This is a genomic window from Zoogloea sp. (assembly GCF_044344315.1).
GTDB lineage: Bacteria > Pseudomonadota > Gammaproteobacteria > Burkholderiales > Rhodocyclaceae > Zoogloea.
In genome coordinates this window covers 42557-53437 of the sequence record NZ_JBIJDC010000021.1, presented here as the reverse complement: position 1 = coordinate 53437, position 10881 = coordinate 42557, and the positions used below count along the sequence as shown (strand labels likewise).

General features: G+C 66.2%; 8 protein-coding genes. 4 read left to right on the top strand and 4 right to left on the bottom strand.

Going from position 1 to position 10881, the window contains the following annotated elements; all coding sequences use genetic code 11:
- Positions 1–443 precede the first annotated feature (443 nt).
- Positions 444–1679, top strand: a complete 1236-nt coding sequence (locus tag ACIQ09_RS06885) for a phenylacetate--CoA ligase family protein (RefSeq protein WP_398307554.1) — start codon at positions 444–446, stop codon at positions 1677–1679.
- A gap of 168 nt (positions 1680–1847) precedes the next feature.
- Positions 1848–2753 carry an AEC family transporter gene (locus ACIQ09_RS06880; protein ID WP_398307552.1) on the top strand — a complete coding sequence of 302 codons (906 nt, stop codon included), beginning with the start codon at positions 1848–1850 and terminating at the stop codon, positions 2751–2753.
- A 24-nt stretch (positions 2754–2777) separates the two neighbouring features.
- Here ACIQ09_RS06880 and ACIQ09_RS06875 read toward each other — a convergent pair whose 3' ends face one another.
- From ACIQ09_RS06875 to ACIQ09_RS06860, 4 genes are all read right to left on the bottom strand, one after another.
- Positions 2778–3197 (bottom strand): PhaM family polyhydroxyalkanoate granule multifunctional regulatory protein, encoded by a 420-nt coding sequence (locus ACIQ09_RS06875; protein ID WP_398307550.1) that lies wholly within the window; start codon positions 3195–3197, stop codon positions 2778–2780.
- 66 nt (positions 3198–3263) lie between these two features.
- A complete protein-coding gene (locus ACIQ09_RS06870) occupies positions 3264–5156 on the bottom strand; it encodes an ATP-binding protein (protein ID WP_398307548.1) in 1893 nt (630 codons plus the stop codon).
- Positions 5153–6061 carry an ABC transporter substrate-binding protein gene (locus tag ACIQ09_RS06865; protein ID WP_398307547.1) on the bottom strand — a complete coding sequence of 303 codons (909 nt, stop codon included), beginning with the start codon at positions 6059–6061 and terminating at the stop codon, positions 5153–5155. Before ACIQ09_RS06865 ends, ACIQ09_RS06870 begins: the two co-directional genes overlap by 4 nt.
- Before the next feature lie 14 nt (positions 6062–6075).
- On the bottom strand, positions 6076–8175 hold the full coding sequence (locus ACIQ09_RS06860) for a TonB-dependent receptor plug domain-containing protein (protein ID WP_398307545.1): 2100 nt from the start codon (positions 8173–8175) through the stop codon (positions 6076–6078).
- 110 nt (positions 8176–8285) lie between these two features.
- On the opposite strand from ACIQ09_RS06860, the gene ACIQ09_RS06855 reads away from it, so the two are divergent.
- The gene (locus ACIQ09_RS06855; protein WP_398307543.1) at positions 8286–8933 is read left to right on the top strand and encodes a response regulator; all 648 of its coding nucleotides are present in this window, start codon (positions 8286–8288) and stop codon (positions 8931–8933) included.
- A gap of 91 nt (positions 8934–9024) precedes the next feature.
- Complete coding sequence (locus ACIQ09_RS06850) at positions 9025–10878, top strand: bifunctional metallophosphatase/5'-nucleotidase (RefSeq protein ID WP_398307541.1); 1854 nt, start codon at positions 9025–9027, stop codon at positions 10876–10878.
- Positions 10879–10881 lie beyond the last annotated feature (3 nt).

Sequence of the window (10881 nt, the reverse complement as noted above, 5' to 3'; positions counted from 1 at the left end):
TTCGGGCTCAGACAGCCGCGCCGGACTTCCCCGCCCGTTGCTGCGCTGCTCGGCGGCTCAGACGGGCTTTCGCGCCCACCGAGCCTTTACTGATACGGGGCTGGGCTGCTGACCGTTGATCACCTGCATTTCCTGTCCCCTCTGACGTGCCGACTGGAGGTGATGACGGGCGGGAAAAGGGCTTCGCATGTTTGAGCCCGTAGGGCGAGTTTGCGAAGACCCCGCCCGGCATTGCCGGAAGGAGGGAACCCCCGAAGGGGGCGCGGCAGCGGGGTACGTTTCTTTGCCTACTTTCTTGTCGTACAACAAGAAAGTAGGGCGCCTGCGGGGGCGCGACCCCGCCAACGTAACGCAATACGCAGGAAAGCCGTTCAGTAAGACCGAAAAACAAAGTCGAACCCGCTTCGACCCCACAAGAACAACTTTCCGCTCGCGGAGAAACCATGAACTACTACGACGCCCGTGAAACCCGCGACCCCCTGGACCGGGAACGTGACCTGCTGGCCCGCCTGCCGGCCCAGGTGGCCCATGCCAAGGCCCACGCGCCGGCCTTCTCCGCCCTGCTGAAGGACGTGGATCCGGCTAGCATCACCACCCGCGAAGCGCTGGCCACCCTGCCGGTGACCCGCAAGTCCGATCTGGCCGAAATGCAGAAGGCGGCACGCCCCTTTGGTGGTCTGGCAGCGGTGCAGTGGGGCGCAGGCTGCGCCCGGGTCTTTGCCTCGCCGGGGCCGATCTACGAGCCGGAGGGCGCGCGCAAGGACTACTGGCGTCTGGCCCGGGCCTTCTACGCGGCGGGGTTCCGCAGTGGTGATCTGGTGCACAACACCTTCTCCTACCACTTCACGCCGGCCGGCTCGATGATGGAAACGGCGGCGCACGCCCTGGGTTGCACGGTGTTTCCCGCCGGCGTCGGGCAGACCGAGCAGCAGGTGGCGGCCATGCAGGATCTGCGCCCCGACGCCTATGCCGGCACGCCGTCCTTTCTGCGCATCATCCTCGACAAGGCGGATGAGCTGGGCGTGAGGATTGACAGCCTGAAAAAGGCCTTCGTCTCCGGCGAGGCCTTTCCGCCCAGCCAGCGCGAGGCCCTGGCCGCCCGGGGTATCCAGGCCTACCAGGCCTACGCCACCGCTGATCTGGGCCTGATTGCCTTTGAAACCCCTGCCCGCGAAGGCATGGTGCTGGACGAGGATGTGCTGCTGGAGATCGTCCGTCCCGGTACCGGCGACCCGGTTGCCCCTGGCGAAGTGGGCGAAGTGGTGGTGACCACCTTCAACCCCGACTATCCCCTGATCCGCTTCGGCACCGGCGATCTGTCAGCGGTGTTGCCCGGCATCTCGCCCTGCGGCCGCAGCAACACCCGCATCAAGGGTTGGCTGGGGCGCGCCGACCAGACCACCAAGGTCAAGGGCATGTTCGTCCATCCCGGTCAGGTGGCAGCGGTGCTCAAGCGTCACCCTGAAATAGGCCGCGGCCGTCTGGTGGTGGATAACCCGGACCACACTGACCGCATGACCCTGCACTGCGAGGTGGCGGCGCCGGCGGAGGGGCTGGCCGAGGCGCTTGCCGGTTCGATCCGCGAGCTCACCAAGCTGCGCGGTGAGGTGCACTTCTGTGCGCCGGGCAGCCTGGCCAATGACGGCAAGGTCATCGACGACGTCCGCAAATACGAATAAACCTTATCCTTCAGCAGGATGTGTTTTCACAGCGCCGTCTCCCGGCGCTTTTTTTTGTTCTCCGGAAGGCCGCTGGCGCCTGGCCGCTGTGGCTAACCCGCATGGCCGTGGGCCGGGGGCTTCTGGCACACTCGGCGCCTGTTCCTGTCTCGCGTGCCGGTTCTTGCCATGCAGAGCTTCCTGCTCCTCCTGCCCGATTTCGCCCTGATTGCCCTCGGGGTGGCGCTGCGTCGTCATGCCGGGCTGGGGGACGCTTTCTGGCAGGGGGTGGAGAAGCTGGTCTACTTTGTGTTGTTTCCCGCCCTGCTGTTCAACGCTCTGGCGCGGGCCCAGATTGATCTGGGCAGCTTCGCACCCCTGTTTGCGGTGGGCCTGCTGACCATGGGGAGCGGGCTGCTGCTGGGGCTGCTGGGGCGGCCGATGATGGGCCTGGGGGCGATGGCCTTCGCCTCGCGTCTGCAGTGTGCCTATCGCTTCAACACTTACATCGGCATTGCCGTGGCCGGCAAATTTGGCGGCGCTGCAGGCGTGGCGGCGATGGGGGCCTTGTGCGGGGCGATGGTGCCTTTTGCCAATATGGCGGCGGTGGGCTTTCTCGCCCATCACGGCCAGGGGCGCCTCTGGACGGAGCTGGCGCGGAACCCGCTGATCATTGCCACGCTGACAGGCATGGCGTTCAGTGTCTCGGGTCTGCCCCTGCCCGAACCGGTGTTGCCCTTTCTGCAGCGCCTGGCCGATGCGGCCGTAACCCTCGGCCTGCTGGCGGTAGGGGCGGCACTGCGGGTCGGCCGGAGTGAAGGGGGGCGCCTGGGGGCGATCTATCTGTGCGGAGTCAAGTTGCTGGCGCTGCCCGCCATTGCCTGGGGCCTGGCCAGCGTGCTGGGGCTGACCGGAACGGCCTTTGCCACGGCGGTGCTGTTTGCCGCGCTGCCCACAGCTTCATCGGCCTACATTCTGGCCATGCGCATGGGCGGCGACGGGCCGGGGGTGGCCTGGCTGATTTCGGCCACTACGGTGGCCGCGGCGGTCACGCTGACCGCCTGGCTGGCATTGCTGACGGGCTGGGGCGCCTGAGTGGGGCGCCCTGCCGCCGGCCGATTACTTGGCTTCCTTCGGCTTGCCCTTGGCCGGTGCGGCAGGGGCCGGTGCGGCGGCTGCGTTGGCGGCGCCCTGTTCGGCCGCGTTCTGCATCAGGTTCCACGGCCACATGCCGCTGGCGAAGGGGTTGGGTTGGGCGGCGTCGTCACCGTCCTTGCGGCCTCCCTCGGCGGCCACCTTGCTCATGGCCTGCATGGCGGCGATGGTGGCACGCTGCATTTCGAGGCCCTGGGTGGCCATCTGCAGGGAGCTGAGGTTCATCTTGAGCCAGTTCTCGACGGCCTTCATGTCGGATATGCGCTTGTCGAGCTCGTCCACGTCGAGGGTCGGGGTGACCATGCCGGGCAGGCTGAAACCCATCTTGCTCCACATGCTGCGCATGAACTCCATCGGATCCTGTGCATTGTTTTCGGTGCTCATTGCTCTCCCCCTTGTTTGAACTGGTTATTGACACTTCGATAGTACCTGATGCACTCCCTGCCTGCATCAGGCTTGGGTTTTGCGTTGTAGCAGGGCCCGTAGCCGGGCTGGCCGAACGGGTTTGTGGAGCAGGGGAATGCCGGCGCGCTGGGCATCTCCGTTGGCCGCTGGCGATGTGTCACCACTGAGAATGATGGCCGGGACCTGCCCACCGAAATGCTGACGTAGAGCCTGAATGACCGCAAGTCCGCTGAGGCTGCTGCCTACCCGGTAGTCGCACACGATCATGTCGGGCGGGTTGTGCTGGGAAAGGGCGGGGAGCAGGGTTTCCGGCGTGTCGGTGGCTGTCACCGTGCAGCCCCAGGATTCGAGCAGGCCAGTGGTGCTGGCCAGGGCCAGCTCGTCATCGTCCACCAGCAGCACATGAAGCCCGTGGAGGGAGTGAGGGGGAGGCGGTGGCGTGCCTTCGGGAACCACGCAGGCCGTGGCGAGGGGGAGCTCCAGGGCGAAGAGGGCGCCGCGGCCGGGGGTGGAGCGCAGCTCCAGGCGGTGGGACAGCAGATCGGTGAGGCGGCGCACGATGGCCAGGCCGAGGCCGAGACCTTTTGCCCGGTTGCGCTCCGGGTTGTCGAGCTGGACGAACTCCTGAAAGATCGCTTCCTGGGCGTCAGGGGTAATGCCCGGGCCGTTGTCCCGGACTTCGATGCGTACTTTTGCGCCCCGTTTGCGACAGGCCAGCATCACTGTGCCCCCTGGGGCGTAGCGCAGGGCATTGCTGATGAGGTTGTGGAGGATCCTTTCGAGGAGCAAGGGGTCGCTCTCCACCCACAGGCTGGTTGGGCGCAGGCGCAGGCGTTGACCATGGGTTTCAGCTTCCCGCCGATAGTCCACATCGATGCGCTCGAACAGGGGTTGCAGCGGAAAGGGCTTGATCTGGCGGTCGAGCACACCGGCGTCGAGGCGCGAGATGTCGAGCAGGCTGTCGAGGAGGTTCTCCATGGTCTCGGCCGATACGGCGATGCGCTCGACCAGCAGGCGGGTGTCGGGGGCATGCTGCTTCTGCCCCAGCTCGGCGACGAACAGGCCGAGGGCGTGCATGGGCTGGCGCAGGTCGTGGCTGGCGGCAGCGAGGAAGCGCGTCTTGGCCTGGTTGCCCCGTTCGGCCTCTTCCTTCTTTAGCATCAGCTCTCGGGTTGCGGCTTCAATCTGCCGCTCCAGGTCTTCCCGCGAGGCGCTGAGCTTGTCGGCCATGTCGTTGACCCCCTCGGCGAGGGTGCGCAGGCTCTTGCCCCCTTCGACAGGGACCCGGGCGTTCAGATTGCCCTGACCGAAACTGGCCACCGTGGACGCGATGCGGAGGATGGGGCCCGAAATTCCGCGGCTCATGCGCAGGGCGAGGGCCACGCTGGCGATCAGCACGGCGGTCACCATCAGGATGGCATTTTGGAGCAGGCGCGCCTCTTCGGCGCGCAAGGACTCGCGGCTCATCTCGATGAGCACTTCGCCGTGGCGCACCTGTGCCTGTGCTGCACCGTTGCTGCCAGTTTCGAGAAAGTTGTCATCGAGGGTGATGCCGGGCCCCGTGACCTGCTCGCGAAACAGCAGGGCGCGGCTACGCTCTCGGGGGCTGAGGCCCGAGCCGGCGGGGGGAGTCCGGTTGCTGTCGGCAAGGACTTCCTGCAGGGGGCTGAACACGGCCACGCGGACTACGTCCCTTTCCTGGAGGATGGAGTTGGCTTGTTTACGCAGGCTCTCCAGGTTGCCGGAGAACACGCCGTATTCGCTTGCTGCGGCCAGCTGACGGGCCAGAGCCTTGCCACGCTGGAAGTGGGCGTCTTCGAGATCGGAGAGTCGGGACGAGGTGAAGTAGGCGATCAGCACCAGAGCCATCACCATGGTGGGCAGGGCAGCTATCAGGACGGCGCGGGGGCGGATGTCCCAGTCGTTGGGGGTGATCACGGGTTGCCCTCTGTCCGTTCGAGGCGTTCGCGCAGGGTTCCGGGTTCGTCGAGGACGATACCCAGGGAGCGCGCCACGTAGGGGTTGGTGCTGACCCGGAAATGGCGTGGCGCGGCGGGCGGCGGGAGGCTGCCGGTGGCCAGCGCCTGGCGCGCTGCTTCGCCAGCCTGCTGTCCGACCTGGGTCGGGGTGCTGTAAAGGGCCAGGAGGGCGCCCGCCTTCACATATGCCGGCGAAAAGCCGACCACCGGGGCGCGATGGTGATAGGCGGTCAGCAGGATGTTGGAGATGGTGCGGCTGTTGTAAACCGTGGAGTCCGGCACCGCGAGCAGGATGCCGGGCTCCGCCAAGGCCCGTTGCAAGGTGGGGTAAAGCTCGCTTTCCTCGCTGAGCTGGGCCAGGGCGGGGCGCATGCGCTTTTCCCGGGCGGCGTTTTGCAGGCGTTGCCCCAGCTCAAGGCTCTCGCGCCCGACCAGCAGGGCTACTCGCGACCAGTCGGGCAGGGCGATGCGCAGCAGTTCGATCTGCCGGGTGGCCGGCTGGTCGATGAAGACGGCTGACACCCGGCGTGTGTCCTCGGTGCGCAGCGGCAGGCGCTCATAGGCACTGCGTGGCAGCAGGGTGTGGAGGATCAGGCTGCGTGGGGCGAGGGCGGTTACGCTCTGGGCGGCCCGGGCGCCCAGGGTGACGACCAGGGTACAGTTGTTGAGGGTCACGCCATCGTCACTGCGCAGGGGGAAGGGAAGTGTCTGCAGGCGATGCCCGGCGCTGCGCAGTTCGGTGCCCAGGGCCTCAGCGGCTTCTCCAAAGGCGCTGCCTTCTTCCGACATCACCAGGCAGGCCTGGCCCGCCAGAGCCCAGCTGCTACCCAGGGCCAGCAAAAGGAGAAGGAGGATGCGCAGCACAAGACCCATCCGGATCAGAACTCGACCTGGAGGGTGCCGAAGACCTGGCTGCCCCACCAGGACGCCCGGGGAGCGAAGGTTTCTTCGTCGCCGTCGATGTTCCGGGCGGTGAGGGCGATCTCTCCGCGAAGCAGCTCGGGGGGAAGTCGATGGCTCAGCTGCAGATCGAGCTGACGATACATGCGGATACGGTGGGCTGCATCGGCGTACCAGCTCATGCCACCTACCCAGCGCTGCGCTGCACTGATCTGCCAACGTGGGTGAAACTCCCAGGCGCCAAAGAGGCCGGAGCTGTGCCGAGGGGCGGAGTTTGCCACCCAGGCGCTGGGTTGGGCTCCGCTGGCGGTGGCCGGGTTGCCAGGGCCGTCGATGCGCAGTTCGGTGTGGTGCACCGACAGCCAGGTGCCGGTGGCTGGCCTCCAGGTAGCGAGAATTTCAAAGCCCCGGATGTCGGCCTCGCCGCTGTTGGCGAAGTAGCGCGTGTTGTTGCGGGGAATCAGGCCGACAGTGGAGTTCTCGAGGCGCATCTCGACGAGGTCGCGGGCGCGCTCAAGGAACAGGCGGGCGTCAATACTGGCCTGGAGAGGGCGCAGCTCTGCCACGTAGCCCACCTCGTAGGTGGTGATGCGCTCAGCACGCAGGCCCGGGGAGGGCCGGAATGTCTGGGAGATGGGGGTACCCGCGGGGATGGTCATTACAGGCGTGACGACCGGCGCGGAGTTCGAGAAAATCATGCTGGACTTCTGCTCGAAGGCAGTAGGGCTCCGATATGAACGGTTAATGGCGAGACGCAGGGTCTGGTCTTCCGTCATATGATAATTGGCTGATGCCCGCGGTGCCAGCGAAGTTCCGGTCAGGGAGTTGTCTTCAACCATGAAGCCGACGTTGAACAACCAGTCGGGCGAAGTGCGCCACTCGAGCGTGCCAAACGCACGGCTAACGCCATGGCGTACCGTCTCGTCCGAGTTGAAGCGCAGGGGCGCATTGAGCCGGTCCTCGCGGATACCGGCACCGAAGACCGCCCGCAGCTTGGCGGCTGGGCTGGTGATGCGCTGGATTTCCAGGTCGTCACGAACCGTACGGAAGCCGTAGTCGAAGTCGAAAGGGATGCCGATGGTGACAGGCAGGCCCGATTGCCGGGGGGGGATGGGGACGCTCATGGCAAAACGGTCACGGCCGTTTTCCTCCTGGTGGTACCAGGTGACACTCAGCTCTTCACCGACGGCGGGGGCGTGCCGCCAGCGCAGCAGTCCAAAGCTGTTGGCGATGCGCGCAGTTCGCTCGGGGTCGGTGGGGTTGTCGTCCTTTCCCGTACCCTGATCGTTGCTGGTCCAGCCGGCCTGGAATTCCAGAACGTGGTCGTGGTTGATGCTCCAGTCGGCGCGCAGGGTGGCCAATTCGGCCTTGCGCCAGTCGTTGATGGCAGAAAAGCCCCGATCGTAGTTGCGGGCCGCGGTGATGCGCAGATCCACATCGCCGAGGCGTGCGCCGAGACGCACGCCTATGTCATTCACGCCGCCGCTGCCCGCCCGGTAACGCACGCTGCCGCCGCGGGTCTCCGACGGCGCGCGGGTGATGATGTTGGCCACACCAAGAAATGCATTGCTGCCGTAAACGGCTGAGTTCGAGCCGCGGAAGACTTCAATGCGCTCGATGTCGTCGATATCCACGCCAAGCTGGTTCCATTCCACGCCAGCAATGAAATACGGCGAGTAGCCCGAGCGTCCGTCCACCTGCACGAGCATGCGTCGGGGAGCCTCGTCGGACAATCCGTGGTAGCTGACGAGGGGTTGGTTGCCGGTATGCATGCCAACCTGGAAACCGGGCACCAGCATGAACAGCTCGTGGATGTTGCGGGCGCCGGCGGCGCGAATCATGTGACGGTCTATGACCATCACCGAGCCAGGGGCATCCGCTCTGGCCTGCTGCAGGCGGGTCGCAGACAGGACGACGGGCAGATCGGCAAGATAGGCCGCTTCACCGGCTTCGTCAGCGTCTCCCTCCGTTGCCTGAGCGCGGGCCGCTGGGGGTAGGATCAGATATGCCAGAAGGGTCAGTGCCACCAGGGCACGAATGGGCAGAGTGCTGGGCGGTGTGGCGAGGGGAGTCGGCATGATTTGCGCCGTGGCGGCCGGGAGTCAGATTTTCTCCGTTTTGCCAGGGTCTGGGTAGGCTAAACTGCACGGTTACTCCATTCAGGTTAGATAATCATGAGCACGCGGCGATGATGCAGACGCGCATCCTTATCATTGAAGACCACGTGCTGGTGCGTGAGGCCATGGCGCTGACCCTGGCCCAGGTAGGCGAAGGCGTGGTCTGCGAGCAGGCCAGCAACGCCACCGATGCGCTGGCGTTGCTCGAGGCCAATCCGGACTGTGACCTGCTGGTGGTGGATCTGATGCTGCCGGAGATCAACGGCTTTTCCCTGCTGGGGGTGGTAGCCAAGCGTTTCCCTGACGTGCCAGCCCTTGTAGTGTCAGCCCTGGACGATCGGGAGTCGGTGCACCGGGCCATGAAGGCTGGCGCCTCGGGCTTCGTGTCCAAGGCCAGCCCCAGCAATACCCTGATCGAGGCAGTGCGTACCATCCTGGCCGGTGGCGTATTCACCCCCGAGGCCGCCATCGGCAGCGATGGCGGCAACCGCAACCGGCGCGCCAGTCAGGCCTTCGCCGAGCGCTTCCAGCTCACCGCCGCCCAGGGGCGGGTGCTTGAACTGGTGGCCCAGGGCAAGTCAAACCGGGATATCGCCGAGTTTCTCGGCCTGTCCGAGGGGACGGTCAAGGTGCATGTGTCGGCCATCCTGCGCGCCCTGGGCGTGACCAGCCGGGCCCAGGCCCTGCTGCTGATGACCCGCGCCGGCCTGCGCGTCTGATTTCGGGCATCCTGCGGCTGTCATCGGCCGTTCACGGGCGTTTAACGCAGGCGGAATAGTCTGCTGGGCATTCAAACTCCCGGCGTCCGCCATGTCCTTCCTGCAAAGCTCCCGAACCGTGCTGGCCCAGTCCGTGGCCCTCTCCCTCTGTGCCCTGACCCTTTCCGCCTGTGGCGGAGGTGGTGATGGCGGCTCCCGCGCCATGGATCTGACCATCCTGCACATCAACGACCACCACTCTCACCTGGACACGGAGAGCTCCACCCTCACCCTCAAGGACGCAGCCGGCACCAGCCGCGCCGTCACCGTCGAGATGGGCGGCTTTCCGCGGGTCACCGCTGCCATGGCGGCCCTCGCCACGCCGGGCCGCAACGTGCTCAAGCTGCATGCCGGCGACGCCATCACCGGCGATCTGTACTACACCCAGAGCGAAGGCCAGGCCGATGCCGAGCTGATGAACACGGTGTGTTTCGATGCCTTTGCCATCGGCAACCACGAGTTCGACGGCGGGGATGCGGGCCTGGTCAAGTTCATCGATTACCTCCATGCCGGCGCCTGCAAGACGCCCGTGCTGTCGGCCAACATCGAGCCGGCTGCCGGCAGCGCCCTGGCGGGGCGCATGGGTGCCTACAAGATCATCGAGAAGGACGGCGAGAAGATCGGCGTGGTCGGCCTCACCGTCAAGGACAAGACCCAGTTCGCCTCGCGCCCCGATGCCAGCACCCGCTTCCTCGACGAAGCCAGCAGCGCCCAGGCCGTGATCGACGAGCTCAAGCTGCGCGGCGTTAACAAGATCGTGCTGTTGTCGCACCTGGGCTACGCGGCCGACAAGGCCATCGCCCCCAAACTGTCCGGTGTCGACGTGATCATCGGTGGCGACTCCCACACCCTGCTCGGCCCCGACAGCATGAAGAACTACGGTCTGACCCCCTCGGGTGCCTATCCGACGCAGACCGTCGATAAAGACGGCCGCAAGGTCTGCATCGCTCAGGCCTGGCAGTATTCCTATGCCGTTGGCGCCCTCGACGTGAAGTTCGACGCCAGCGGTAACGTCACCGCCTGCTCCGGCAAGCCCCAGGTGCTGGTAGGTGACACTTACAAAGTGGGCACCACGGTCGCCTCCGCGACCGACGCCGCAGCCTACCGCAACCAGCTCGATGCCTCCGGCGTGTTCCTGACCACCACGCCGGCGGCGGCGGCCACCGCGGCCCTCGCGCCCTACAAGGCGGCCAAGGATGCCCTCGGCCTGCAAGTGGCCGGCACCACCACCGACAACCTGTGCCTGCGCCGGGTGCCGGGCAGCAAGCGCGACACCAGCCGCTCCTCCCTTGGCGACGTGTGCAACCTGGACGCCACGGTGGTGGCCCACGGCGGCGACATCCAGCAGCTGGTGGCCGAGGCCTTCCTTGAGCAAGGTCAGCGCTTTGGCGGTGCCGACATCAGCCTGCAGAACGCGGGCGGTGTGCGGGTGGATGTGCCGGCGGGCAACATCACCGTGGGCAAGGTGTATACCCTCCTGCCCTTCAAGAACACCCTGTACCGGCTGGTCATGAGCGGCGCCCAGGTCAAGTCGGCCCTGGAGGATGGCGTGGATTCGGTGATCAACGGCACCGGCTCCGGCGCCTACCCCTACACGGGCGGCCTGCGCTTCGCGGTGGACATGAACCAGGCCAAGGGCAGCCGCGTCAGCAGGCTGGAGCTGCGTGACAGCACCGGCACCTGGAAGCCCCTCGACCCGGCGGCCAGCTACAAGGTGATCACCAACAACTTCACCGCCGACGGCGGCGACAAGTACGACACCCTGAAGGCCATCCCCGCCGCGCAGCGCGAAGACACCTTCCTGGACTACGCCGACTCCTTCCTGCAGTACGTGCGCAGCAAGTCGCCCCTGGCCAAGCCGGCTGTCGCCAGCCGCAGCACGCAGCAATACACCGAAACCCCTTGAGCG

What these genes read in the sequence shown, in the direction of transcription:
- ACIQ09_RS06855 (WP_398307543.1), top strand. Translation starts at nt 8,286, where the DNA reads ATGATGCAGACGCGCATCCTTATCATTGAAGACCACGTGCTGGTGCGT.
- ACIQ09_RS06880 (WP_398307552.1), top strand. Translation starts at nt 1,848, where the DNA reads ATGCAGAGCTTCCTGCTCCTCCTGCCCGATTTCGCCCTGATTGCCCTC.
- ACIQ09_RS06885 (WP_398307554.1), top strand. Translation starts at nt 444, where the DNA reads ATGAACTACTACGACGCCCGTGAAACCCGCGACCCCCTGGACCGGGAA.
- ACIQ09_RS06875 (WP_398307550.1), bottom strand. Translation starts at nt 3,197, where the DNA reads ATGAGCACCGAAAACAATGCACAGGATCCGATGGAGTTCATGCGCAGC.
- ACIQ09_RS06850 (WP_398307541.1), top strand. Translation starts at nt 9,025, where the DNA reads ATGTCCTTCCTGCAAAGCTCCCGAACCGTGCTGGCCCAGTCCGTGGCC.
- ACIQ09_RS06860 (WP_398307545.1), bottom strand. Translation starts at nt 8,175, where the DNA reads ATGCCGACTCCCCTCGCCACACCGCCCAGCACTCTGCCCATTCGTGCC.